This window comes from Paenibacillus oryziterrae (genome assembly GCF_042610485.1).
In the GTDB taxonomy this organism is placed as follows: domain Bacteria; phylum Bacillota; class Bacilli; order Paenibacillales; family Paenibacillaceae; genus Paenibacillus_AQ.
Map to the genome: position 1 here is coordinate 37,861 of NZ_JBGJZO010000020.1, position 23,295 is coordinate 61,155.

At 46.7% G+C, this 23,295-nt stretch carries 29 protein-coding genes and 1 pseudogene; 2 read left to right on the forward strand and 28 right to left on the reverse strand.

The window, feature by feature from the left end:
• Positions 1–249 precede the first annotated feature (249 nt).
• From ACAN55_RS18150 to ACAN55_RS18170, 5 genes are read right to left on the reverse strand one after another with little or no spacing between them, the layout of a single operon-like run.
• On the reverse strand, positions 250–858 hold the full coding sequence (locus tag ACAN55_RS18150) for a response regulator (RefSeq protein WP_379135930.1): 609 nt from the start codon (positions 856–858) through the stop codon (positions 250–252).
• On the reverse strand, positions 836–1,954 hold the full coding sequence (locus ACAN55_RS18155) for a sensor histidine kinase (RefSeq protein WP_379135933.1): 1,119 nt from the start codon (positions 1,952–1,954) through the stop codon (positions 836–838). The genes ACAN55_RS18150 and ACAN55_RS18155 overlap by 23 nt, the downstream gene beginning before the upstream one ends.
• An 18-nt stretch (positions 1,955–1,972) precedes the next feature.
• Complete coding sequence (locus tag ACAN55_RS18160; RefSeq protein ID WP_379135935.1) at positions 1,973–2,659, reverse strand: ABC transporter permease; 687 nt, start codon at positions 2,657–2,659, stop codon at positions 1,973–1,975.
• The gene (locus ACAN55_RS18165; RefSeq protein WP_379135937.1) at positions 2,656–3,387 is read right to left on the reverse strand and encodes a multidrug ABC transporter permease; all 732 of its coding nucleotides are present in this window, start codon (positions 3,385–3,387) and stop codon (positions 2,656–2,658) included. The genes ACAN55_RS18160 and ACAN55_RS18165 overlap by 4 nt, the downstream gene beginning before the upstream one ends.
• Positions 3,384–4,331 (reverse strand): ABC transporter ATP-binding protein, encoded by a 948-nt coding sequence (locus tag ACAN55_RS18170; RefSeq protein ID WP_379135939.1) that lies wholly within the window; start codon positions 4,329–4,331, stop codon positions 3,384–3,386. The genes ACAN55_RS18165 and ACAN55_RS18170 overlap by 4 nt, the downstream gene beginning before the upstream one ends.
• A gap of 223 nt (positions 4,332–4,554) precedes the next feature.
• Here ACAN55_RS18170 and ACAN55_RS18175 point away from each other — a divergent pair, with 223 nt between their 5' ends.
• A complete protein-coding gene (locus ACAN55_RS18175; RefSeq protein WP_379135941.1) occupies positions 4,555–5,265 on the forward strand; it encodes a class I SAM-dependent methyltransferase in 711 nt (236 codons plus the stop codon).
• Here ACAN55_RS18175 and ACAN55_RS18180 read toward each other — a convergent pair.
• From ACAN55_RS18180 to ACAN55_RS18200, 5 genes and pseudogenes are all read right to left on the reverse strand, one after another.
• A complete protein-coding gene (locus ACAN55_RS18180; RefSeq protein WP_379135944.1) occupies positions 5,233–5,607 on the reverse strand; it encodes an MmcQ/YjbR family DNA-binding protein in 375 nt (124 codons plus the stop codon). The two genes, ACAN55_RS18175 and ACAN55_RS18180, sit on opposite strands and share 33 nt — an antisense overlap.
• 271 nt (positions 5,608–5,878) lie before the next feature.
• Positions 5,879–6,265: pseudogene (locus ACAN55_RS18185) on the reverse strand (manganese catalase family protein); the annotation flags it as partial.
• A 72-nt stretch (positions 6,266–6,337) separates the two neighbouring features.
• The gene (locus ACAN55_RS18190) at positions 6,338–7,048 is read right to left on the reverse strand and encodes a M15 family metallopeptidase (protein WP_379135947.1); all 711 of its coding nucleotides are present in this window, start codon (positions 7,046–7,048) and stop codon (positions 6,338–6,340) included.
• Positions 7,048–7,314 (reverse strand): phage holin family protein, encoded by a 267-nt coding sequence (locus tag ACAN55_RS18195; RefSeq protein WP_379135949.1) that lies wholly within the window; start codon positions 7,312–7,314, stop codon positions 7,048–7,050. Before ACAN55_RS18195 ends, ACAN55_RS18190 begins: the two co-directional genes overlap by 1 nt.
• 4 nt (positions 7,315–7,318) lie before the next feature.
• Positions 7,319–7,648, reverse strand: coding sequence for a hemolysin XhlA family protein (locus ACAN55_RS18200; RefSeq protein WP_379135952.1), 330 nt, complete (start codon positions 7,646–7,648; stop codon positions 7,319–7,321).
• An 83-nt stretch (positions 7,649–7,731) separates the two neighbouring features.
• Between ACAN55_RS18200 and ACAN55_RS18205 the strand changes: the two genes are divergently transcribed.
• Positions 7,732–8,253, forward strand: a complete 522-nt coding sequence (locus ACAN55_RS18205) for a stalk domain-containing protein (protein WP_379135955.1) — start codon at positions 7,732–7,734, stop codon at positions 8,251–8,253.
• Here the strand turns inward: ACAN55_RS18205 and ACAN55_RS18210 are convergent.
• The 18 genes from ACAN55_RS18210 to ACAN55_RS18295 all read right to left on the reverse strand — a co-directional run bounded on the left by ACAN55_RS18210 (position 8,250) and on the right by ACAN55_RS18295 (position 23,276).
• A complete protein-coding gene (locus tag ACAN55_RS18210) occupies positions 8,250–10,139 on the reverse strand; it encodes a phage tail protein (RefSeq protein ID WP_379135958.1) in 1,890 nt (629 codons plus the stop codon). The genes ACAN55_RS18205 and ACAN55_RS18210 overlap by 4 nt on opposite strands.
• Before the next feature lie 9 nt (positions 10,140–10,148).
• The gene (locus ACAN55_RS18215; protein ID WP_379135961.1) at positions 10,149–10,664 is read right to left on the reverse strand and encodes a phage distal tail protein; all 516 of its coding nucleotides are present in this window, start codon (positions 10,662–10,664) and stop codon (positions 10,149–10,151) included.
• Positions 10,665–10,747: 83 nt separating this feature from the next.
• Positions 10,748–10,882, reverse strand: a complete 135-nt coding sequence (locus tag ACAN55_RS18220) for a hypothetical protein (RefSeq protein WP_379135964.1) — start codon at positions 10,880–10,882, stop codon at positions 10,748–10,750.
• A 3-nt stretch (positions 10,883–10,885) separates the two neighbouring features.
• Positions 10,886–11,209 carry a hypothetical protein gene (locus ACAN55_RS18225; protein ID WP_379135966.1) on the reverse strand — a complete coding sequence of 108 codons (324 nt, stop codon included), beginning with the start codon at positions 11,207–11,209 and terminating at the stop codon, positions 10,886–10,888.
• A gap of 12 nt (positions 11,210–11,221) precedes the next feature.
• Positions 11,222–13,075, reverse strand: coding sequence for a hypothetical protein (locus tag ACAN55_RS18230; RefSeq protein WP_379135968.1), 1,854 nt, complete (start codon positions 13,073–13,075; stop codon positions 11,222–11,224).
• A 14-nt stretch (positions 13,076–13,089) separates the two neighbouring features.
• Positions 13,090–13,527 carry a phage tail fiber protein gene (locus tag ACAN55_RS18235; RefSeq protein ID WP_379135971.1) on the reverse strand — a complete coding sequence of 146 codons (438 nt, stop codon included), beginning with the start codon at positions 13,525–13,527 and terminating at the stop codon, positions 13,090–13,092.
• A 12-nt stretch (positions 13,528–13,539) separates the two neighbouring features.
• The gene (locus ACAN55_RS18240; RefSeq protein ID WP_379135974.1) at positions 13,540–14,100 is read right to left on the reverse strand and encodes a distal tail protein Dit; all 561 of its coding nucleotides are present in this window, start codon (positions 14,098–14,100) and stop codon (positions 13,540–13,542) included.
• Complete coding sequence (locus ACAN55_RS18245) at positions 14,097–16,823, reverse strand: phage tail tape measure protein (RefSeq protein WP_379135976.1); 2,727 nt, start codon at positions 16,821–16,823, stop codon at positions 14,097–14,099. Before ACAN55_RS18245 ends, ACAN55_RS18240 begins: the two co-directional genes overlap by 4 nt.
• Before the next feature lie 245 nt (positions 16,824–17,068).
• A complete protein-coding gene (gene gpG, locus ACAN55_RS18250) occupies positions 17,069–17,380 on the reverse strand; it encodes a phage tail assembly chaperone G (RefSeq protein WP_379135980.1) in 312 nt (103 codons plus the stop codon).
• Positions 17,381–17,437: 57 nt separating this feature from the next.
• On the reverse strand, positions 17,438–18,334 hold the full coding sequence (locus ACAN55_RS18255) for a major tail protein (protein WP_379135982.1): 897 nt from the start codon (positions 18,332–18,334) through the stop codon (positions 17,438–17,440).
• Positions 18,335–18,336: 2 nt separating this feature from the next.
• A complete protein-coding gene (locus tag ACAN55_RS18260; protein WP_379135984.1) occupies positions 18,337–18,693 on the reverse strand; it encodes a hypothetical protein in 357 nt (118 codons plus the stop codon).
• Complete coding sequence (locus tag ACAN55_RS18265) at positions 18,686–19,114, reverse strand: HK97-gp10 family putative phage morphogenesis protein (protein WP_379135986.1); 429 nt, start codon at positions 19,112–19,114, stop codon at positions 18,686–18,688. The genes ACAN55_RS18260 and ACAN55_RS18265 overlap by 8 nt, the downstream gene beginning before the upstream one ends.
• A complete protein-coding gene (locus tag ACAN55_RS18270) occupies positions 19,114–19,458 on the reverse strand; it encodes a phage head completion protein (RefSeq protein ID WP_379135989.1) in 345 nt (114 codons plus the stop codon). The genes ACAN55_RS18265 and ACAN55_RS18270 overlap by 1 nt, the downstream gene beginning before the upstream one ends.
• Before the next feature lies 1 nt (position 19,459).
• Positions 19,460–19,699, reverse strand: a complete 240-nt coding sequence (locus ACAN55_RS18275; protein ID WP_379135991.1) for a hypothetical protein — start codon at positions 19,697–19,699, stop codon at positions 19,460–19,462.
• 44 nt (positions 19,700–19,743) lie between these two features.
• A complete protein-coding gene (locus ACAN55_RS18280) occupies positions 19,744–20,040 on the reverse strand; it encodes a hypothetical protein (RefSeq protein WP_379135994.1) in 297 nt (98 codons plus the stop codon).
• Between the two features lie 39 nt (positions 20,041–20,079).
• The gene (locus ACAN55_RS18285) at positions 20,080–21,369 is read right to left on the reverse strand and encodes a phage major capsid protein (protein WP_379135997.1); all 1,290 of its coding nucleotides are present in this window, start codon (positions 21,367–21,369) and stop codon (positions 20,080–20,082) included.
• 10 nt (positions 21,370–21,379) lie between these two features.
• Positions 21,380–22,033 (reverse strand): HK97 family phage prohead protease, encoded by a 654-nt coding sequence (locus ACAN55_RS18290; RefSeq protein WP_379136000.1) that lies wholly within the window; start codon positions 22,031–22,033, stop codon positions 21,380–21,382.
• A complete protein-coding gene (locus ACAN55_RS18295; RefSeq protein WP_379136003.1) occupies positions 22,020–23,276 on the reverse strand; it encodes a phage portal protein in 1,257 nt (418 codons plus the stop codon). The genes ACAN55_RS18290 and ACAN55_RS18295 overlap by 14 nt, the downstream gene beginning before the upstream one ends.
• Positions 23,277–23,295 lie beyond the last annotated feature (19 nt).

A 23,295-nucleotide genomic window follows, 5' to 3' on the forward strand; every position in this document is an offset into this window, starting at 1 on the left:
TCGTATCCTTATTATTATCACAGCCTGAAAATACAAATAACAAAGTGAGAACTAATAAAATGATTAGATTACGCTTACTCTTCATCCTCCCCACCCCAACCCTGTAATTTATTATCCATTTAGATTATACCGCTAAACATAGCAATAACCGCTCTCTGGCTGACAGAAAACAGTTATAAGCGCTGGGTTCGCTACTCTGTGCTATGGCAACCGATTCTGCCGAATACTATTGGTGCATTTCGGCTCACTTCATCCTTGCTTCCGCTGCCAATAATAAATCGCCAGCTGCGTACGGTCCCGAAGCTCCATTTTATCCAAAATGACCGTCAGCATGTTACGTACGGTTCCATCACTTAAATAAAGCTGCTCACCGATTTCTTTATTCGATAAGCCTTGGGCGATAAGCTCAACAATATTGGTCTCCCGCCCGGTTAAGCCTACAAAGGCTTCACTGGCGGGCTCCATAATGGTTTTTAAAACATCCGGGTCCAAGACATTCGTTCCGGAGGCTAGGGCTCTGATTTGAGCAGCCATATTATCAATCGCTGCCGATTTGAGCAGATAACCCTCCGCACCTGCCTGCAAAGCGAGTCTGATGTTTTTTTCATCGCGAAAGGTAGTGAGCATCATAATTTGAATGGACGGGAACTCTTTTTTAATCATCTTCGTGCTTTCAATTCCGCCCAATACCGGCATTTGGATATCCATTAGAATGACATCCGGCTGCTGCACACAAAGCTCCACGGCTTCTTGACCATTACCGGCTACGCCAATTACTTCAAAGTCCTCTTCCTTCCCCAGCAGCAGTTGCAGGCTTAGAACCACAAGCGGATCATCATCGACGATTAAAAGTTTCATCCATTAACACCTCCTTCTCCAGAGGAATCACACAAACCAGTATAAACTCGTCATCCATGCTGATGGACAAGCTGCCTCCCAGAGACCGTGCCCGCATTTGCAAGCTCCTTAAACCAGTACCCGCTGGATTATTCCCTTTTCTAATTGTCCCATTATCGCGAATGGACAGACGCACAATCGATGCCGTTGTCTGCAGATCCACCTCGGCTGTTGTGGCATTGCTATGTCTGGCAACATTGGTTAAAGCCTCCTTTAAACAAGCTTCCAGCAGTCCCCATTGATGGGCAGTCACTGGCTCCATATCGCCCGACTTCTGAAACTGAATATGTATCTGTTGATAATTCCGGATAATGTACTCCAAATTTTCGACACCAATGAGTGTTGTTGACGTCATATTTTGAACGGTTTCCCTTAATCTCTCCGTACTCCGCTCCAAGCGGTTTCTGACTTCCTGGAGCAGCTCGCGGGCTTTAACCGGTTCTTGATCCTGAACAACCTCATATGCCTGCAGAGCAAGGGATGCGCCTGTTAAATCATGTCCCAAATGATCATGAAGCTCTCTTGATATCCGGTATCGTTCCATTAGCTCAGCCTGATGCGAGGCGGACTGATTCGCCTCCAGCAGCTCCAGCTTGATTCGTTCCAGCTCATACCGCGCTTTACGTTGCTCATCGGCTTCCCGCCTATAATCTTCTTGATTTTTTAGGGTCATAAATGAAAACCAACCCATAAAGCACGCAAGAAGACCGTTCCAGAATAAAAGGTTTGGCGACAAGGGTGTAATTAGTATTCCACCGAAGAACAAAAGAACAACAGCCCATCTCCCGCTTAAAGCCAGCTCAAAAAGCGGCAGCACTAAACCGTACGCACTGATATCCGTATAAGGGATAAACATCAGGCACAATAACGTATCGAATACGACCGTCCAGACCAAAATATCATACCGCCAGCGTAAGCTCATCATGACCAGCAAAAGGAGAATTAGAATAAAGGAGCTGCCCTTGGGTTCACCCATGATCCATAAATGAATGAGTAAACCGATATTTAACAGCCGCCATCCATTTACGAATATCATCGGTTCCAGCATGCGCCTCATCCTTCACCCTCCACAGCATCAATGAATTTTTCTAGTGCTTCCGATAATAACAAAAACGGCCGTATATAGCCATAACACCCCAATAATGAGCAGGAAATCATAATAATTCCCGCCAAAAACAATCCAATCGAGACCTTCAGCAAGCCAGTAAGTGGGAAGCACGGCAGCGATTCGTTTCAGTAAATCAGGGAACAGGTCTACAGGTATCATTAATCCGCCTAAGAGCACGATTAAAAAGAGGAGTGACGTATAAATAAGAAAGGACATCTCCCTCCTGCGGTAGAAGGAAATCCACGCCAAGGCAAGAGCAAGCGAAGTAAAGCTGAAGGAAATATACAGCAGTAAGAGCGCATTTGGCCGATAAAGCTCTTGCCCGTACAGCACCCCGCCATAAACAACTGCCGTACATTGAATGGTCACAATGATCGCATACGCCAACAGATTTTGACTTAAATAGCGAAAATGACTGACGGGCGCAACCGCAAGGCGTTTGACCACACCTCTTTCCCTGTCCTCCAGAATAATCGAGGTTAAGCGAATGCCGGCAAATAATAATATAATGCCAAAATATTGATACCCATAGGGTAGATGCGTCAAAGTCTCTCCCTCAGGCAAAAAAATGCAGGATAGTGGAACCAGGATGAGGAACACGAAATTCATGGTACTGCCAAAGCTTCTTTTTAAGGCAAAATGAAAAATCGTCATGCCATTCTCCTCCTCCCTACAGCAAGCATCACCATAAACAAAAGGATAATCGCCGTTAAGAGAATCGTGGCTTGAAGCCATGCCAAGCCAGTATGGGCCTGGTTCATTTCATCAATCGACATGATGGACAATGCCAGCGGATTGCCGTACGAACCCATAAACTCGAAGAAGGCATTGTCCGGCAAGGGTAAGAGCACTTTGGTCAGCAAGATAGAGCCAAGTCCATACACGCTAATCCATCGATCCGCGATCTTGATACTTCTAACGGAGAAGGTAATAATCAGACTGACAATGCTGGATAGTATCGCCATCAACGCAATAATATAAATCGTCCATAACCAGTTTCCCCACTCAGCCCCTAGCGCAAAATGCGTGAATAGCATTAACAGCACGCCGAGCAGAATCGAAAAAAACGTACCGCAGATCATAATGGAGAAAGCGTACAGAGTCTGGTTAAACGGTAATGAATAAACCTTCATTTTGAATGCAGTAAAAAAATCCGTATAAATACACGCCATGACAATGGACCCGCCAAATAGCTGAACGCAGAGAACCATGATGGTAGCCGCACCGGTTATATAGGGCTCAATGGTTTCATTGCCAGCACCTGAAAGGATCATGTATAGCACAGTGAGCATAATCATCGGGGAAGCAAGGTACAACAGCAGAAAATTATAGTTCCGAAGCATACGAAGTACAGTGAATGGAACTGTAGATAGAACTCTCACATCTCTCCCTCCTTATCCCTCAACTGGCTGCCAGTTAAGGTTAAGAAGACGTCTTCCAGATTGGGTTTATCACTCTGGATACCGAGCACACCCGTGCGCTCCTTCACTAGTGTTAGAATGCGATCCAGATTGCCGGAACCCGCTGCTGAAATTACACTGATCTGGCTTCCGGACAGCAGAACCTTTTTCACCCCGGTAACCTCCTCAAGACTTTTCAAGGGGACTAGATCCGGATCAGCCACGTCGATGTTCACTTTTACCTCATGTTGAATGGTTTGAATAAGCTCCTCGACAGTACCTTCTTTGATAATCTGACCATGATCCATAATCACCACTCTGGAAGCAATGAGTTGAACCTCCTCCATGTAGTGGGTCGTATATAAAATCGTTGTGCCGTTATCTCTCAGCTTCTTCACGGATTCCAGAATATGCTTCCTCGACTGGGGATCGATGCCGACGGTAGGTTCGTCCAATATCAGAAACTTGGGCCGATGTGTAAGAGCGCAGGCAATATTCAATCTGCGTTTCATACCGCCAGAGAATTTGGAAGGCCTCTGATTCGCATGATCGTTTAATCCGACAAACTCCAAAGCTTCACGTACTCTTTTGTGCTTCTCCGCTCCCTTTAGTCCATAAATACCACCAAAAAACAGCAAATTCTCCTTCGCTGTCAACTCTTCGAAGACCGTAATCTCTTGTGTCACAAGCCCCAGCTTCTCTTTATTTGAATGGGAGAATGGATTCTTCGAGTCGCCGAAAAGCTCCACCCGACCCCGCTCAACAGGCAGCATGCCGGTCAAGGTCTGGATTAACGTTGTTTTACCTGCCCCATTCGGACCGAGCAAGCCGATAATTTCACCCTGGGCAATTTCTAAATCCACATAATCCAACACCACATTTGCGCCATACCGTGCAACTACACCCTGCATCGAAGCAATCGTCATAAGGTTCACCCTCTCTGTAATATCCTTACCACAAGTATGACAATCGCATGAACCGGCCTGTAGTTACATTTGTCATTAAATCAGGATTGCTCCATAGGCTATTCTTTCTCAAAAAATTCAATAGTATTGAACATTCATTCTTATTGTTAATCGTATTGTATGTTACAATGATATTGATTCTCATTATCGTCATAGTCGAATTATTATCTGAGGAGCCTTTACAATGAAGACATTCTATGAAATATTAAACCCTTATTATGATGAAATCTTCCCTGCTAATGACAAGCAAATCAGCTTTTTATCTTCATGCTTCCCGGCTGCCTCCACGCTGCTTGATGTTGGTGCAGGAACGGGAAACACAGCTATTGCTTTGGCAAAATCTGGCAATAATCTAACTGCAACAGAGCCCGAACATAGCATAGTCACCAGAATCAAGGAAAAAGCAACGAGTGACGGACTTGATATACAGGTGATACCAAACAGCATGCAGCAAATATCCCAGATAAACGAAACATTCGATGGGATTTATTGTATAGGCAATACGCTTCCTCATTTGGACAACTTCAATGAAATCCGTACATTTCTTCAAGCTGCATATGACAAGTTGAAGGAGCAAGGTGCGCTTGTAATTCAGACTGTTAATTTCGAGAAGGTACTGCTTCAACAAAATTTTTCCTTCCCAATAATCCAAAAAGATAATTTCACTTTTACCCGTCAGTATGAGCTTCAGGATGATAAAATATTGTTTACTGCAGTTCTGGAAGTTCCCTCCGACACATATTCAAATACGCTTCCTCTGTACCCTGTTACAAAACACCAGCTGCAGAATGAGCTGCAAAAATGCGGATTTCATTCTTTATCCATATACGGTGATTACAGTAAATCTCCTTTTAGCACAGAATCACCTGGGCTCGTTATCATTGCTAACAAATAAGTCCCTTTTAAGACTCTTAGGCAAATTTTTAACAACCATATCGTAAGAGTGATCAATCATGTCAAAGACATCCGATTCTGGCAAAGTACCATCTATCATAATTGTGTTCCAGTGCTTTTTGTTCATATGGTATCCGGGTCGGACGCTCTTATGCTGCTCTCTCAGGTTCTCCGCAATAACCGGGTCACATTTAAGATTCAGGCGAATATCACTCTCTTTTTCCACAAAAATAAGCGCGAACATTTTACCAGCAATTTTGACCACTATTGGAGTGGGCCCAAAGGGATACTCCTTGGTCGCTCCTTTTTTCTTTAAACAGTATTCGATAATATTATTCTTCAAAATCGCACCTCTCCTTCGGCGATCAGTAAATTCCCTTCAACAACCACCCCAATATAATAAGGTCTTCTTGTAATAAATAACAAGTCTCCTGATTCCGTTAGCAATTCCAAAGAGATTTGTTAAGCTAATTGACCTGCTGCACCAGATTTGGATACTATGTGGCTGGCCGGACGGCAGCGACCGATTTCTGCACCCACAAATGTCCAAAAACACAAAGCAGCGATCCTCCAATAACGGGAGAATCGCTGCTCTACTCACTTTTTGTAGTTTTTCAGAACACCTTCTTCTGAGCACGGTCATCAATAATAATCTGTACCGCTTCCTTGAATCGGATCGCATGGATAACTTCTCTTTCCCTCAGGAACTTCAGGCTGTCCTGCAGATCCACATCATCAGTCATGTCAATCAGCCACTGGTATGTAGCCCGCGCCTTCTCTTCTGCAGCGATATCCTCGTACAAGTCTGCTAGCGGATCGCCTTTGGCCTGAATATAGGTTGCCGTCCAGGGTACGCCTGCCGCATTCTGATAGAACAATGCATGATCCCGGGTCGCATAGTTCGGTCCAAGTCCTGCGGCTTCTAGTTCAGGAATGGAGGCGTCCTTCGTCAACTTGTAGATCATGGTCGCGATCATTTCCAAATGGGCAAACTCTTCCGTACGTTGTTGTTATCATTAACAAAAAAGCCCCTGCACTTGGCAGAGGCTTTATACTGGTGCTTCCAGATGTACTTATAATATCATACTTTTCTTTGTAATGTTAACTGTCTTTGTCTCCACATCATAAGAAATGGAAGCCCCAAAGGCTTCAGCTATTGCCCTAGCTGGAACGAGTGTTGTTCCAGCATCCAAGTAACCATCAGCAATCTTTACCCCGTTCACTAGCACTGATACCTTTGTTTCTTTGCTTACTGTTTCATCCTCACAAGCTAACTTATTAATTAAGGTATAAATCTTATCTGTTTCAATCTTAGCAGGTTTAGTACCTGCTCGTAGTTGTGCTAATGATAATCCAAAAGTCATCTGTAGGTGCGGATAATCCTTGAAACTTGTCCAGTCACCGCCCCACTCAAACCCGAGTTCATTCCCTAATTTTATTACCTCATCCCAGTCTTTTAACTTATCCTTGTCACCGTCAAGATTCATATCCCAAGACACTGATTTTCCGTCAGGAAGTAACAAAGCAAAGTCCACAGCCAGCCCGTAGTTATGATAGCTGTAACCGCCCTTTGCGTTAGTAACGATGCTACCAGGCTTGCTTCGGCCCTGGGCATACAGCGCATCCTGCTCAGCAATTGTCCGCAAACCCTGAGTGATGATGATCGGTACACCCGCCGCAAAGCTGCGCTCAATCAGCGCCAGAACAGCGGCCAGCACTACCGGCTGAAGTCCGACTAATCTAGCGGACGATTTACTCTTTACTTGTTCAAGTGTTAATGTCATTATTCATCAAATCCTTTCTTTGCTTGCTTTATAAGTTGGTTCCCGTATACGGACACAGCTCCGCATATAATACCCTGAAGAATGCTATCCGCGATAAACCCAAGGATCAGACAGACGATAATAATCGCAACCAAAGTCACGACATATACAATGATCCAATTTGGCACCTTCGGAGTCTGCTTCAGGACATACCCGATAATCCAGCAGACAACCACAACAATCAGCAATTCCGGCTTAATAAATTCAGATACAACAGTCCATTCCATTTGCTTAACCTCCAGTGAGTTTAATGGCCGCTATAATAGCAGCAATAACAACAGTAATAATTGAACCCCCGATAGTACGCCACAACCAGCGTTGACCATCTTCAATTCGATCCAGCCGGTGATGCGCGGATTTAGTTGATTGCATGGCTTCCCGTGCTAGGTCCCTTGTTGTTTCGATAGTGACGGTCAACGTAGGGACTGCTTCAAGCGTTTTTTCCATACGTGCCAATTGGATTTGAATCTCAACAAGCTTGTCCTCTGTTCCTACAGCTCCTCCTCCTGTCATCGTCTTTTCCCCCTTCCCTATGAAACTCCCTAAAAAAGCAAAAGACATGCCTACTTGGGCATGTCCTCTATAAACCAACTCCCATCATTTACCGAGATATATGGTAATATGACACTAAAGGAGATGATTTTTTGAAGAAATATATCATCGGCCTTTTGGCCGGGATTTTGATTGGATCAGCTGGAATGACTGCCGCAGCTACTAATTCAACCGTTCAAGCTACCATTGCCAAGTTTACTTTCAGTATTAACGGAGAAAAACAGATTTTGAAAGGTGACCCGCTCGTGTATAAAGGAACTACATACTTGCCAGTGCGAGAAGTAGCTTTAATGACCGGCTATGACCTTGAGTTTGACAGCAAAGCAAAATCAATCAATTTGAAGGAAGGAGGCGGTCTCGTGACAACAAAAGAATCTAACGAATGGATATCCGCGAGAGACGTAGTCAAGGCATTCCCGGTTTCAATCAAGCTAAATTCTCAAGACACCACCATTTCGTACAATGAAACTACATTAGTTTTTCCTTATTCTTTTAAAACCAATGGTACCGACGGAGTCTATAAAAACAGTGAAGGAACTGCATCAATTAAGATTTCTGAATCATCAATCTATCTCGGGCGAGACACATTGGACATTTTGGGAATCACATTTTAATAATTCCCTCCGCCACGACTCTGAACGAATAATTGAGTAACTACATTTGCGACAACACGCCCGAGACTATCGGGCGTTATTTGTATTGTATGCCATGTTCCTCGTTGGACCCTACCGCTGTCGTCTTTACTGAGATATGGAATAATATCAACGTCTGTCCCGCTTATCGCATTGTTTGGAATTGTATGTCCGTCTACTTTTATAATCAGTGTATTCGGACTTGGACCTTCGTAAATTCCGTATTCTATTTCATGGCTGTGTGCCGGAATTTGATGTGTATGCGGCATTTCATGATTGTGTGCTGGGATTTGAACGTTGTGAAAATGTCCCGGTATTGTTATAAGATGCCTATGATCCGAAGTAAGGGCATGTACGTGACCCCCAGATGCGATGAAAGTTACCGTCCCTCCTCCTTGAACCATAAGCGTAGTACCGTTAGGAATTCCATGGTTGTGGTCGTCCGCTGCAGAAACTGCATCTGGTATTTCAATCGCAAACTGCATCCACTCGTCTGATGTCGTAGAAGATAATACTTTTGATTCATCAACCGAGGTAGTTGGAATTCTAGCTGGTTCTGTTGATGTAGTTTGTGTACTACTTGGCCCCGAAGACGTTGCTGGTGCTGATTCAATGGCTTTCGAATACGCCCTGAATGACTCTGTTTCAAAACTCAACCGCACTTTATTAATGCGAACCGTTTCCTCCGGCACATAAAATTTAAGTATGGCAGGATGATCCGGGTCACAGTTATCAGCAAAATCCCGAGTATCCAAGTTAGTTGCTCCCTGCGCATACACTTCGGATGCATACTGCCGGTTCCGTAGCGTGGCTATGGTCCCGGATATATCCTGTGTCCGGTTGGCAATCTCCAGCGTGACATTACCAGGCTGTCCGAAAACATCCTGCTTCGATACATTGAGCACACGGGTAATCACATCAATACCCATTTCCTGATCAATCACCCGAACCATAGCCCCCGACTTGAACCGATCAATCGGATCATTCGTAATGGCATAAAGCTCGGACGCTTGCACGGTATAAGATACCCTTGGCTCCTTGGCCTCGCGTAACAGCGCCTGACAATGTCCCAGCAGCACATCCGGGTACTCAATCCGGCTATCTACAAAGACACTGCTTATCAGACCATAGCGCTCAATGTACTCCGGCTCCGCCTGCACATATGGCAATCCGCCATTAAGCTCGGCAAACGTCAGTTGATTAACCCCTTCCCCATACCCAAGCCCGTAGATCCGAGTAACCGTGTCGCTCGGATCTTCGACTCTCGTTATGCCCTGCATATTGACACCGTACCTGATATACGCCTCTTCCTGCTGTGAGGGCTGGACAAGGCTCAGCTTCCACGGACAGACGCTAGTATCGTACTTCCACTGATATTCCTCCGCGAACGGCTTCGGAACGCTTAGAATAGCTCCCAGCAGGTTCTCATTCTCCCAGTTGTACTCAAACTGCCTATCGAATTGGACATTATCAATAACCCATCGCTGCACCGCTTGCCGCTGTAAGATATAGGTCAGCACATCCGCCGTGTACACACCCAAGTTGCCGACAGTGTGATACTGGAACAATACATCATCCAGCAGCGTTGCAAGAACATGCTCACATTGATAGGTAATGGTCCCGCCTCCACTGTCCCGCATCGTCGTGTTTGGGAGGATACGAAACAGCTCCAGCCGTTCATCACCGTCATACAACTCCACGAAATACAGTGGGCGGCATTCCGCGTTTTTCTCATCGTCAGCCGGTAGTGTGAAGGATGCTGTCCAAAGCCCGTTAAATGGCGTTGAATAACCAACCGTCAGAGCGTTCTCCAGCTCAGCAACCCGCCGCATCTGCAAATCATAAACCGTGATATACGATTTCCTCATTATATCCCCCTAAACATATTTGTCCTGGTATGTGATTCGGATAAGAACGTCTCGCCCTTCTGCTGCATCGGTGTATGTGATATGATTGACACCCAAATTCAGGTCAAAAAAATCACCCTGCATTTGGTGCAGGGCATTCTGGCCGTTCAAAGTGAATTTGAGACGTTTGGCATCTATAATAATCTGATCCCCTGGCTCAAAATCCCCCATGAACTGGATAGTGTCGATGTGGAACCGGCTCCCGTTCGCCCGGGTCAGTCCCGCGCCATGCATAAAGGCCGATTGCAGCCGCTCCCGAATAAAATCTGCTGACATGTGAGCAGTCCCATGAAGAGTAGCCGCAAATGATACCTCCCTAATAAAGTCAGCTTGAAGTAATCCGGCACCATGAAGCGTAGTATATCCCGACATTATCAAAGCACCAGCACCTTGCAGACTTCCAGCCCCATGAAGCGTAGCGCTACCCAGCACGAAAACCGTTAACTCCCGGTTAAATGGCAACCGATTAAAATATCCGCCGAACATCATCTCACCTCCAAAAGAGCCCCCATACCAGGCATGAGGGCAAAATAAAAACGCCCTGAGGCGCTACCAGATAAACTATTCTATTATGACTTGGACTCCGCCTCTTTCAACGCATCGTATTCTGGTTTAATTTCTGCCGGGACGTCTTCTTCGGCCTTACGTCCGGCCTTGACCAAGTCGCGGTAAGCTTTTGCAAGCAGTTCCTTATTAAATGGCATCTGCTACACCCCCATTCCAAGAATCATCTCAAACAGCGATGTGATAAGTTCTTTGTTATCCAGATCAGAAGATTTGAGGGCCTCATTATCTTCCAGCGCCACATCCAACTTTTCTTCCGGCGTAAGCGGTCTTGGTGTTTCCTTGAAGTATATAGTTTTTGTTTCTGTGTCGATAAATTCAACGAAGGCAATACCTCTTTTTGGGGCTGGCTGCTCCGGAAATGTGGTTATATCAATGCATTCATCAAGAATTTTCTGAGAGATATTCCGTGTATCGAAATATGTTGTACCCTTGGCTTTTGTTACTTTGTCGTAAGAAACCAACATGATTTAATCCTCCTATTGTAATCCGTATTTAAATTCGAATACAGTCAACACGTTATTCCCAAAAGCAACTCCCATATTATTATCAGTTATGATTTTAGAGTAACAATTTGAAGACGCATGTATCAAATCGGTAACTGTATATTTGGTAGATGTGAATGTTTCAGTACCGCACCATTTAAGACCGTAATTATTATTAGGTACGGAATTATCTACTGTAAATAAATTATCAAATTTGTCGAACATAAACCCAGAGTGAACAGTGGTAACATTAGTTTCTGCGATCACTACGGAACCATCGACAGCCGATAATTTAAAAGCCGTCTGACCGGCTGTTGTGCCGTATATATACCCCTTGTAGTAAATAAGTTGTCTACCGGTATATAACGACATGCTCGCCCTAGTCCAGACTACCGCTGATGTGCTTATGCGTATTTTCTTTACTGAGTAGTCGGAAAGGTGCACATATACTATATCCGGGTCTGTAGGATCGCTACACATAGTCTGTATCGCATAAGTTACACTTATATTTTTTACAAAGACTCCAGAAGAGGACGTTATTTCAAGATAGTTACCACCTGCTGTTACAATAGTCCCGTCACCTAATTCTAATAATCCGCACATAGTGCTAAGGCTATTTGTTAGAATTCTTGACCATGTTGGTGCAACATTGCTACCTCCCACTGATACCGGGACTTTGTGAACGTAATTGTTAGTAGCCGCAATACAATACGAACCATTTCTAACTACCCACAAACACACGGATTGTGATGCTGACAGAGCAGCGCTGGTAAAAACTTGAGCTCCATCCCTGAGACCGTATATGCGATGATTTCCAGCTTCAGGAACGCCGAGCAACACCAATCTATCCGCATCTCCGTTGTAAGCAAGTTGGGTTACAGTTGTTCCAAAACCGGATGCGAATAGTGCACGAGCAGCAACGTCGTTCTTTTTTATTGCTGGAGCCATGCCTTGTATGCCGAAAATATTAGCGGTTGTCAAAACATTAGCTGGAATTAGATCTGGATCTCCTAATACCGTGCCACCGCTTGTATAACCCGCAGGAATGTTCTGGTTTGAAGTTGATGGTGTTATTGTACCTAGTGCTCCGTTGTTAGGCATCGTACCCACTACAATACCTGTGTCAGTTCCGATAGTATTTGGGGCCAATACTTTATCTGCTGTAGCGTCTCCATACTCACCTCCTTCACCCAATAGTTGAAAATTTGTACCGTCATAAAAGAGAGTATACACCCCAATCTTTAGCGTAGCGTCTGTACCGCCAGCTTTTTTGATTGCCTTAGCCCCGGAAGCGTTGATATTGAGGGTAGCCGCACCGGTAGAAGCCGTATTGAACTTGACGGTAAACTTCTGATTCGCTGATATAGTCTCCGTAGTTGTCACGCTGTACGCGTTTCCGCTATTCGTTGTCGTGCCGATGTGCGGAACGTGCTTAGCGTTGTCGGCGATATGAGCGTTAACTTTCGCCTGCGCTCCCGCCGGTGTCTCCGCAGCATCAGCCGTAGCTTTAACCGCCACGATACGCGTTTCGTGATCCGCAATATTTTGCCTGAATGCCTCATGATCAGCTGCAGTGAACATCCGAGCAATTTTTGTCCCTGCCGTCCAGGATTGTGCATTCGTACCGTCTATCCCTCGCGTGACTCCGGTAAGGTTATTCCCGGTCTTGCCCGTATAAAGAATCGTCTCCGCCGACTCCCCTGCTGGGGATAAAGTAAGCATGTTTGGAGGATTAGGCAGAACAGAACCATCCAGAACAGTAATTGTAGTCTGAATTGCGTTGATATCTCCAGCCAGCTCCGTTTGCCTACTGTTTGCAAAGGCAGAATACATTTGTGTTTGCGGCATATTTGCAGACCTCCTTATCCAATCTCAATCTGGATCTCACCGGACAATATTTTGAAAACGTCATTTACAAGAATGCTTCGAGCGTTATCAAGTGCTCCAAACGCCCACAGATTGCCGCCGTTGGCAGCGTCCCTAATGCCGATATGTGTAATTGTTCCCCAATTGCTCTCTGCTACTGGAGCAACTACGTCACCGGTGTTTTTTATGGTCAACCGTTGTACTGATGATTGCACACCAGTAATCAGATTGTAGAGTATATAATTTTCCGGTGCTGGAGCACCAAACGTGATTTCTTGCCGCTCGTATTCACCTGCAGTCACTTCCTGCCCTGTATCCGCCGCAGTCGGATTGCTAGTATATAGCGCGAGATAAACCGTATCCGGCCAAGTCACTACAACGCCGCGAAAAGCCGCATTCAAAGCAGCCGTTACAAAATAGTTTGATAGATTCAAACTCGCCGCCTCCTATTCGATTTGATATTCATTTTTGATAATGAAGCCGGTTAATGTGGATGGAGTGTTATTGGTAACCACAATCACCGGTTCCGTGCGAATATTTCCGGAAGATAAAATTTCCTTAGAAAAAGGAGATGCCATGATCTGCATCTCCTCCAGTATTTCAGGTCCCCGTGCGAACGGATCATAAGCCACCAGGGGCAGCGTGAAGTCTCCCATTCCAACCAAACGATCTATCGGCAATGAACCCGAGTACCGTACTTTGAAGGTCTGTTCTTTATGATCGTTGAAGATCAGATCAACCGTTTTCGGTCTGCCATATGCATCCACAAGCAGTTGTGCCAGAGTATCAGCCGCATACTGCAATGCTGCTGGTGATCGGGTAATGAACCTGCATTTCAACCCGAAATTCCGAGCTTCCAGATCCGCTCCGAAGTCCCTGACTCCATGCCGACCAGATATGACCAACAGCCGGTCACGTGTACCCGGAAGTATAGGCCGATCCGATCCCCGCATGACCATCAGACCAATGTCAGCCGGTCTAACGCCTGCTATCTTATACACACTCATGTTGTCGCTCCTCTCGCAGCTCCCATACCCCGGCCTGCCATGGCAACGCCGCCGCTGATTACATTGACAACCTCCCGGACAATAGTGGTCACATCCGCGTCATCACGGACGTAGAAGGTTGCCCCATCTAGCATTTTTTCAAAGTTATACGTATTCTTGGTGCTACCGCCGGATGGTGCTGCACTCTTGCCAGAAAGCCCGCCCGTAACCTCTCCGCTGATTTGATCCATGGCAGCAGTGACTTGACGCGCGCTCTGTGAGATCCCTTCAGCCATACCAGCGCCGACCATCTTACCGACTTCATCCCGCATGACTCTGGACGGAGAATGAATGCCAAGTGAATCCTTCATGCCATCGACAATTCCGCCTGCAAAATCGGATATCTTGTCCTTGATCCAGCCTGTCATATTCTTGATGCCATCCCATAAGCCACGCACAATGTTCTCCCCGATATCCAGCATCTTGCTTGGCAGGGAAGTGAAGAACGTAACAATCGTATTGATGACCTTTGGAATTTCCGTCTTCGCGGTGGCAATCAGATTGGATGACCATTCTATGAATCTGCTAAATGCGCTGCTAAGCTCAGCAGCTATTTTCCCTGGCAAAGTTACAAAGAAGGAAACAATGTTGCTGATGATCTTCGGCACATCGGTCATGACCCAATTGATTGCTTCTTGGCCCCATTTGATCATGGTACCAATAGCAAGGCCAAGGGCATAACCAATTTTACCTGGGATTTCATTGAAGAATCCGGCGATTTTTCCGGGAAGATTTTTGATCACATCGACGATGGTAGACCAAATCCCGTCCACCCACTTTTTAAAATTCGGATTCATGTCGTATAACATTTTGAGTGCTCCGGCAATTGGGTTGGTCAGCAGCAATAGCAGATTCCCCCAGTTTCCCTTCACCCAATCGATTACCGCGATAAATGCACCTTTTATGGCATCCCATGCACCGATTAATGCATTCCGAAAATCCTCATTCGTATTCCAAAGTACGATGATAGCAGCTACTAACCCGGCCACAATAGTAATAATCAGCCCAATTGGATTCAATGACATTGCCAAATTCAGCGCAATCTGGGCAATGGTTAATCCTTCATTTGCTACTCTCCAGAGCTTAATGGCTTCTACTAGCCCCATAACCATAGATACCACATTCCAGGTAAGCATGGCCGTACCGATGGCAGCAGCTCCAGCAGCGATGTTTCCCGCATTGTTAATGATCCATCCCAAACCATCAACAATCGGGCCAAAATCCATATTCTTAACCGTGTCCACAAGGTCATTGACCGCAGGCATGACCAAATCATTGATTGGCCCAGATAAATCAGTTATCAGTTGCCGTTTAACGCCTTCCAGTGCAGATCCAATGTCGTTGTATTGCACGTCATTGAGCTGCTGCAGTGTGTCACCAGTCATGTCTGCCGTATCATTGATATCACCAAGCGCCTTAATCGCCTGAACGCCTAAGTCCTCCCACATCGTGCCAAATAGCGCAACGCCTGCCTGATTCTGAGCTATGGGATCTTTCATGTCACCAAGCCGCTTGACTACATCGTTAAACGCCGCCGCCGATTCAGGTCCGCCAGCTGCGAAGGTTGAGAATAGTTTGGTCGCGTCTAGCCCCATTTCCGTCAGCGCAGCCCGGGCATCGTCCGTACCTTCACGAGTGATAATGCCAAATTCCTTGACAGCATCCCCGACAGTAGCAATTTCAAAAGCACCGGAGGAGGCACCCTGAATAAGGGTATCCGTAAATTCATTGGCATCCAGTCCAAGTTGAGCAAAATGAGGGGCAAATTCATTTAGAACATCCAGCAAGTCGCCGCTCTTATTCGCACCGTTTTGGGCACCCTGGGCAATCAAGGCATACGCCTCATCTGAACTTATCCCAAAGTTAGTCATCAAGGCATTGGCTGCTTTAATGCTGTCAGCCACTTCAAAGTCAAAAACATCCCGCATGAGCAAGGCGTTTTCGGAAGTTTTCTTCAACTCATCGCCCGTCTGCTTCGTGACCTGGTTCACCGCAGCCATAGCATTAGCGATATCATCCACGCTTTCACCGAAGTTGTCCGCGTAAATATCATTTGCAGTATCTCGGAATTCTTCCATTTGCTCTGCGGTTGCTCCGGTCTGCGTTTGCAGATGGTTCATTGCTTTGTTGGACTCGTCCCCAAACTTCACTAAGCTACCTACTGCCGAAAGTGCAGCCGCACCAATAGCAGCAATGCCAAGTGCCGCCTTTTCAGCAATGGCAGAACCCATGTCCTTCAGCTGCTCACCAGCGGATTCTGCGGAGTTGGCTAAATCGTCTGTACTATCGGCAGCTTGATCTGATCCGCTGCGCAGATCATCAAGTGACTGAGTAACATTCCCTAGTTCCCGCAAGTTCCGGTTAAGTGCTTCAGTTTCTCGGTTAATCGTCACCTGTAATGCCTGCGCTGCACGGCTGCTTTCTCCTTGCTCCGCAACTATTTGCTGATACTGTGCGGTAAGGTTGGCCACTTTCTGCCGCTGTAAGTCCGTTATGCCATTCAGGGCATTGATTCGCTGCTCCAGACCTTCCTGAGATGATCCCCAATCGTCCATACCAGCCGCCGCGGCCCGGAATCCGGTGTCAATAATTTGAATCTGCCGATTGAGCGCATTAATGTTTGCTTTAAAATCTGAGGTATCTAAACTGACGCGCCCGCCGATGTCATTTTCATTCTCTGCCATCTCTCACTCGCCCCCTTAAATCCAGTTAGGCGCGCTGCTTGCGCGGTGATAGGTCTTTCCATTAATAACGCGGGTGTTCGGGTCATCGGATGGTTTGAAATTGATAAACGTGAGTAGATTATTAAAGTCCGTCTCATCTATCGAATGCAGTGTCCATCCTAGATTTTTCACCAATTTATATTTCAGGCTCAGCATACTTACACGATAGCTCGCCGGGGAATCGTCTTTCGGTTGATCCCCCGGGCTTAGTTTTTTCTGACACCACTCATCACATTTTTACAAAGCGTCTGGAAGACACTCATCAGTTCCTCGGTTTCAACGCCTTCATTCAGTTCATCAAAGGTGAATTGTTTACCGAACGCCGAAACTATAACCGCCTTGACCTCTCTATAAAACTCGCGAACTTCCTGGATATCCGGTGTATCGGACTTAAAGCTTTCCGCCCGCTCCGCAATGTCAAATATCGTATCCATCAGCCCCGTTTTAAGACTACATGTGGTGAACGTCTTTGTCGTTGCGCCCTGGGCATCCGTGAATTTAATAAATGCCGGTTTCATTTAAACTCTCGCCTCCGCTAAATAAAATAGGACGGATCGCTCCGCCCCTTGAATACATTATGCCGTTGTAAAACTAATCACTGTTTGCGGCAGCGCATGACCGAACACATCCACGGCTCCGTTGATGATCACTGCATACTCTGTCGCTGCAGCCAAGTTAATATTCGGATTAATGGTCAAGATCTTCCCTGTACCATCAAGTGATACTGCTGAGGCAATAACATCGAAACTACCATTCAGCAGCACCGCCGAGTAAGACGCGAGCTTATTGCTGAATGTCAACACGACATTGGCACCTACGGCCACGCCTGTGGCATTATTGGCCGGAACACTGATCAGCGTAATGGCTGCAGGAGATCCCGAGTTGTCCGGGGTCTGGACTTGATCAAACCATCCAGTAGGATCAAAGGCTTCGTGTGTCGTATCGCCGGAAATCTTCTTGATCGGCTTCTCCTCACCCAAAACCTCAAACTGTTTGGTCGTAGCCACGGCAGTGTAGGTCAGCTGATAGGTGCGAATATCTACATCAGACGTTTTAGTCGCTGCCTCTTCAGCTCCACCGGAGAACGTCCCTTTCAAATACCAGGTGTACCGGTGATCAGATCGCCCAATATTTGCACGATATCCGACCGCTACATCCGGCGGATTAGGCTGTCCGCTATCAATCAATCGTCCAGTAGCCGGATCAAAGTCTTTCCCCAGCAGCTCTGCCGCTTTGTAAGCGGGGACACCGGATACCGTAATCGTCAAAGTCGTTACACCTTCAGAAACATAGTTGTTACCTGGAACATTGTCATAATAAGTCGGCGTGTTGCTGGTTTCCGCTTCTGCCGAAATTTCTGCAGTTGGTGCAAGGTACTTCGGGGCTTCCGCCGTATAACTATCCTCTGTATCAGTGACTTTTGCATAATGGAGTCTGTCCACACCAACAAATTCACCATATTGTTTTTCCACTTTCATTCCTCCATTTCATAGAACCTGTAATCACAGGTATATCCGTAGTGTCCTGTCATCTCCGAGAACGGAAGATCACGCCCGCCGACTCTCAGGAACCCAGCCGCCAACATTACATCCTTAATCGCCTCAGAAGCTCCTTGTTTGATGGCTGGCTTCTTGCTATACAACGACACCTGAACGCGCCACACGAGAGACGTAGGCTTGTTATCCGCATGACTTGCGGGGCTATCATCAATCACCTGATACGTAACAAAACTTTCCGGAAGCTTTGCATTTGGAGCGGATGTGCCTTGCTCCCGCACATCATGACCTAATTGTTCCAGGGTTGAACATGCCACTTCATAGATATTAGTCAACCGGCAACCCCTCCCGCTTCAGCACTTCCCGTTGAATCTTTTTGACCTTTGATTTGTTTTTCTCAAAAGCCATGCGTATGCCCGGGTCTGCTGGTTGGGTAGGTGTACCGTATTCTACAAATGTAGAGTGCCAAGCTCCCGGCGACTTGGTATCATCTATACCGACCTGGACAACAATTTTGTTGCCGAACTGCTGCGGATCTGCGACATCCACCCCAGCCAGCGTGGTTCCGGTCAACTTGTGCTTCTCTGCCCACTTCGAAATGTCTGCCTGGATAGGTGCGGCACTCTCGGTTAATGCCTTTTTCACAGCATCGTCAACGCTCCGGCCAGCTGCAGCCACACGTGCAAGGTAATCCTCAACACCGGACACGTCTAGGGTAATCGTGCGTGAGTTCGTCACTCTCCGGCTTCGTGCCATTATGCATTCACCACCCGCTTGACCTTGACGATCATGAATTGATTTCGCATTTCCACATTCTCAATGTTAGTTACTTCATAAGCAAGTTCAACATTATCTTGCAATAGAATGCGGTCCCGCTCCGACACATCCCGGCGATACCACATAGTCAGCTCCGCAGTGTCCGCAACAACTATTGTTCCGGCGCTTAAACTCTCTGATCCGCCGCGTCCCTTCCAGTTGCAGCAATCAAGCGGAATATCCGCATCAACATATGAGATATCAGATGCACCGTTGACCTTCGTTTCATGACGGTGCTGGATACGGATCTGAGTGGTAAACTGCTGAACTCCCGGCTTCCACATTTCACGTCACCTCCGGTAGACTGCGGCAGGCCAGTTGAGTAAGCAGCAAATGAAAAACAGCGGAAAAGTGAATCTCTCCGCTGTTCAGATTGTATAAGTCCGTCACGCCGACCACGATTGCACCAATAGCTGCATCATCGGCCATCATTTCATCGGAAACGCCTGCTCCGGCCATATAAGACTTGACGGCCAGCAACTTAGGCAAGAGTATTCCATCGAACACGTCTCCTTGCGCTGGCATCCCCAGCCCAATCTTGCACTGCTGTAAAAGTTCTGCATCCGTCATTATTCATCCCCGCCTTGCTTTGGTTCTGTTGGCGGTTCCGGTTCCGCTGCTGGCTCTCCAGCTGGTTCAGCATCCAGTTCGGCTTCGCCTTGCGTGGTCACCTCTACGTCAACGGACAACGGAACCAGCACGATTTTAATCCCGGCATGCTCCTGTTCCATCCGCAACTTGTTGGAAAGCTGCTCATGCTCTTCTGCGGATAATTCGCGGGTGGCCTTCCAAAGTACAAGCGTTTCACCAGTCAACGTGGAAGATTCAATGCCGTCAATCTTTGTAGCCTGTGTTTTTTTAGCCATCATTTTCACCACCTTTATGGGGCCGTGAAGCCCCGTTTATTAGGATGCTGCCGCTTTCGTGATAATCACGCAGCAATCTGCACTCAGAAGCTTGCCATCAGCGATCAAAACGGCTTTATCTACCCATTCATTGGTATCATGGTCAAAATACCGGAACATGGTCATTTGCAGATTGCTATTCAAAGCATAGTTGCCCAGGTTGCAGTACAGACCAACTACATCACCCGTTGCCGCTTCAGCATATGGAGTAATAACATCATCCTCAACCAATATGACTTCCTTACCTCCAAAGCGCTCCTGCGGTCCTTCTGTGATGCCGTAGTTAATCCGGCCTATTGGCTGGCCGTTGTCGTCCACCATGCCATTGATATAACCCTCAAATGTGCCGGAAGCCATCAAAAATGTTGCTCCTGCTTTATGGGCCAGAGGCATCTTAGCCATGACCTTTTTTGCCCATTGCTCCCAACTGCCAAACTCAGTCGGTGTCATGGATACTTTCTGAGAAGCAGTTACCCGAGGATCAACGGTGATACCCAAAAGGCTGCCATTCCCCGTACCTTTCACAACGGCAAGATCAAGCGCTTTAACCATGGCCTCCACGATAAGATCAGTAATAGTCGATTCGAATCCGCTTAGGGTTACGGTGCTCGCCAGCAAGGAAATCGAAACCTTGCATTCCAAACCATAGTAATTGAACGATACCTTTGTATTCGCTTGAACCTTTTGTTTATCTGAAGGTGTTGTCTGACCGATCCATGTTGCAACCGGCTTAAGGGAAAGAATAGGAACATCTACCCCACCAGGAATGTTAAGTTTGCGAATCCGCTTGTAGACTTGACCGTAAACGGACATTTTCTGAATGACTTCATTCAGGATAGTTGTAGGAATCACAGCCGATACATCGGTAGTCTGCGTCATTGCGTTGGCACGAAGTTCAGGCTTGACCTCCCCTGTCTTAGCAAAAGCCATAAACGCGTTACGGTATTCCAGAGTTGAATATGGGTCTTGCGGCTCGTCGGAACGTTGCTGTGGAACTTGGGAAAGCCCAAACGATGCCAGCACTTTTGCAAGTCCTGGGTTGCCAGCAGGAGGTTGTCCCGCTCCGCGCTGTTCAGGAGGGATGTTACCTCCAGCAATCGGCGGTTCCACTTCATCCGGCATTTCATCGAGAATTCCACGAAGCTCAGTAATCTGAGTATTCAGTTCTTCCATCTCCGTGTTAATGCTACGAAGCTCAGCAACTACTTCAACAGTAGCAGAGCGTGTAACCAGCGCCGCCTTTCTTGCCTCAAGTTTGTCCAGTAGAGCTTTCAGTTTCTTTTTATTCATATTATTCACCTTAACCCTTCGCTAAAATTTGATTTCGAATCCTTAACATTTCAAGCTCGCTGTTCGAACTGTCCAGTTGAGACCGCGCACTCTCCAGTGCAGCGCGGGCACTCTCCAGTGCCTGCTGGTCACGAGCATTTATATCAGTCCCGTCATAAGCCGGGAAGGATACCGCCGAGATTTCAATAACTTTCGCAATGTCTTTGATTCGTCGAGTGGGAATCTCTGTGTCAAGGTCTTCCCAGACCTCGCCGCCCTTGCGAACGATAAAGATAAAGGACATACCCGAAATGTCTCCACGATCCACTGCACTGTGCAGCGCCCTCGCTTGCATATTATTTTCGATATCCAGCACGGCCCGTGTAGCAAGACCTTGCTGATCCACTTGAAGTTGCAATGTAGAATTGGCATTGTTGTTCCTGCTACGCGCCAAGGGGATTTGCGACAAATCGTGATTCACGCTCATCAGGACATCTTTAAAGTCGGTTTTGTCAAAAGCCCCGCGTTCGATAATCTCTTTGAACCAACCTCCGATAATCGTTTTCTGATCGAAAACAGCAGCATGCCCTTCAATGACATTCCCATTAGGATCAGCCTTCAGGTCTTCCATTGCAAATGCACGACGCTCCGGCCCCGTAATTGCCGGTGGGTTAATCTTCGCCATCTTCCTTCACCGCCTTTCCAGCTCCCGCCTTCGCACTGTTGAGCTGATAGATATTAATGATTGATCGGTCCACATAGTTAAGGCTCTGCGTGATTCGGTTACCGTCCGGAAGTGGAGGGTAGCCGAGCAGTGCCAGCTTTTGATTATCATCGAGCAGCCCCTGCTCCCCTGCTATCTTGATCAGGTCGAGTTTAGCTGCTGTACTGAGATACATCATGTCCCGCTGATAAAAAACGATCTCGTTCCCCACATCAAGCTCCCTGGGACTGAAGATCGTTTTAGAAAAGGCTTGGCTGAGTCCGATTAAGATAGGTTCAAGGGTGCTTTCGTAAAATGCCTGATACTGCTCATCATTGTAATCACGGGCAAGCATGGGCAACGAAACGCCGAACCACTCTTGAACGCTGGTTTTAAGAAAGGTCATTGTATCCTTATCCACCATCTTCGGATCAATGTTAACCGGTATGAATTCCCCCTTCAGGTCAACCGGCAAAATGGCCGAATCGCCGGAAGCCATCAGCTTTTCAAAGCGCTCCCGCTCCTTACGCTGCGTATCATCGTCCATCATTGTTGCAATCTTCATTACTCCACGGATAGACATACTGGTCTTTATGCCTTTCTCTATCCCTTGCAGTACGGTGTCATTAATCCGTAATACCTTCAGCAGCGCTTCATTATCCGGTTGCCCGTTCAAGCCCCCGCCCATGATTTCATTCATCGAAAAACGCTTGCGAATGTGAATCACATCAGAATAGGGAACGGTAAAGTTCTCGCCGGACTTAAAAAACATCTTCACATACAAAACCCCTGTCGGATCTTGAAGGAAATCGACCTGATAGGGGTTAAGAGGGTAAAACGCTGAATAGTTTCGGCTCTCCGATCCGTCTTCTTGCTGCACGGTGTACAGAGGATAGATGAACACATTGAAATTCGTGAACAGTAACCAAATTATCTTTTCCAGAAAGTCTCTTGTTGTCATTAACTCATTCGGCCCGAATTTGAAGAGCCTGTTCAGGTTCCCGCGTGGCGTTGTCTGGATGCCATTGTTATCCGTACGAATATGCCTTGGCTGCAGTTTGCTGATTTCCGTTGCTATGATGTCAATGCAATTTTGTACAACATCGGAAGCATAAATATTGTTTCCAAACTGGCCGAACACGGGCATGTATCCGTTCAGCATTTTTGCCCGAATGAATTCCTTCGATTTCGTAACAAGCCCTTTAAAGCTATCAATTAAGGACACATTCCTGCCCTCCTTCCTC

Excerpts from the sequence above, each read along its gene's own strand:
- ACAN55_RS18150 (WP_379135930.1), bottom strand. The coding sequence starts at position 858 with ATGAAACTTTTAATCGTCGATGATGATCCGCTTGTGGTTCTAAGCCTG.
- ACAN55_RS18155 (WP_379135933.1), bottom strand. The coding sequence starts at position 1,954 with ATGAGGCGCATGCTGGAACCGATGATATTCGTAAATGGATGGCGGCTG.
- ACAN55_RS18160 (WP_379135935.1), bottom strand. The coding sequence starts at position 2,659 with ATGACGATTTTTCATTTTGCCTTAAAAAGAAGCTTTGGCAGTACCATG.
- ACAN55_RS18170 (WP_379135939.1), bottom strand. The coding sequence starts at position 4,331 with ATGACGATTGCTTCGATGCAGGGTGTAGTTGCACGGTATGGCGCAAAT.
- ACAN55_RS18175 (WP_379135941.1), top strand. The coding sequence starts at position 4,555 with ATGAAGACATTCTATGAAATATTAAACCCTTATTATGATGAAATCTTC.
- ACAN55_RS18190 (WP_379135947.1), bottom strand. The coding sequence starts at position 7,048 with ATGACATTAACACTTGAACAAGTAAAGAGTAAATCGTCCGCTAGATTA.
- ACAN55_RS18195 (WP_379135949.1), bottom strand. The coding sequence starts at position 7,314 with ATGGAATGGACTGTTGTATCTGAATTTATTAAGCCGGAATTGCTGATT.
- ACAN55_RS18200 (WP_379135952.1), bottom strand. The coding sequence starts at position 7,648 with ATGTCTTTTGCTTTTTTAGGGAGTTTCATAGGGAAGGGGGAAAAGACG.
- ACAN55_RS18210 (WP_379135958.1), bottom strand. The coding sequence starts at position 10,139 with ATGAGGAAATCGTATATCACGGTTTATGATTTGCAGATGCGGCGGGTT.
- ACAN55_RS18215 (WP_379135961.1), bottom strand. The coding sequence starts at position 10,664 with ATGTTCGGCGGATATTTTAATCGGTTGCCATTTAACCGGGAGTTAACG.
- ACAN55_RS18220 (WP_379135964.1), bottom strand. The coding sequence starts at position 10,882 with ATGCCATTTAATAAGGAACTGCTTGCAAAAGCTTACCGCGACTTGGTC.
- ACAN55_RS18225 (WP_379135966.1), bottom strand. The coding sequence starts at position 11,209 with ATGTTGGTTTCTTACGACAAAGTAACAAAAGCCAAGGGTACAACATAT.
- ACAN55_RS18230 (WP_379135968.1), bottom strand. The coding sequence starts at position 13,075 with ATGCCGCAAACACAAATGTATTCTGCCTTTGCAAACAGTAGGCAAACG.
- ACAN55_RS18240 (WP_379135974.1), bottom strand. The coding sequence starts at position 14,100 with ATGAGTGTGTATAAGATAGCAGGCGTTAGACCGGCTGACATTGGTCTG.
- ACAN55_RS18245 (WP_379135976.1), bottom strand. The coding sequence starts at position 16,823 with ATGGCAGAGAATGAAAATGACATCGGCGGGCGCGTCAGTTTAGATACC.
- gpG (WP_379135980.1), bottom strand. The coding sequence starts at position 17,380 with ATGAAACCGGCATTTATTAAATTCACGGATGCCCAGGGCGCAACGACA.
- ACAN55_RS18265 (WP_379135986.1), bottom strand. The coding sequence starts at position 19,114 with ATGGCACGAAGCCGGAGAGTGACGAACTCACGCACGATTACCCTAGAC.
- ACAN55_RS18270 (WP_379135989.1), bottom strand. The coding sequence starts at position 19,458 with ATGTGGAAGCCGGGAGTTCAGCAGTTTACCACTCAGATCCGTATCCAG.
- ACAN55_RS18275 (WP_379135991.1), bottom strand. The coding sequence starts at position 19,699 with ATGCCAGCGCAAGGAGACGTGTTCGATGGAATACTCTTGCCTAAGTTG.
- ACAN55_RS18280 (WP_379135994.1), bottom strand. The coding sequence starts at position 20,040 with ATGGCTAAAAAAACACAGGCTACAAAGATTGACGGCATTGAATCTTCC.
- ACAN55_RS18285 (WP_379135997.1), bottom strand. The coding sequence starts at position 21,369 with ATGAATAAAAAGAAACTGAAAGCTCTACTGGACAAACTTGAGGCAAGA.
- ACAN55_RS18290 (WP_379136000.1), bottom strand. The coding sequence starts at position 22,033 with ATGGCGAAGATTAACCCACCGGCAATTACGGGGCCGGAGCGTCGTGCA.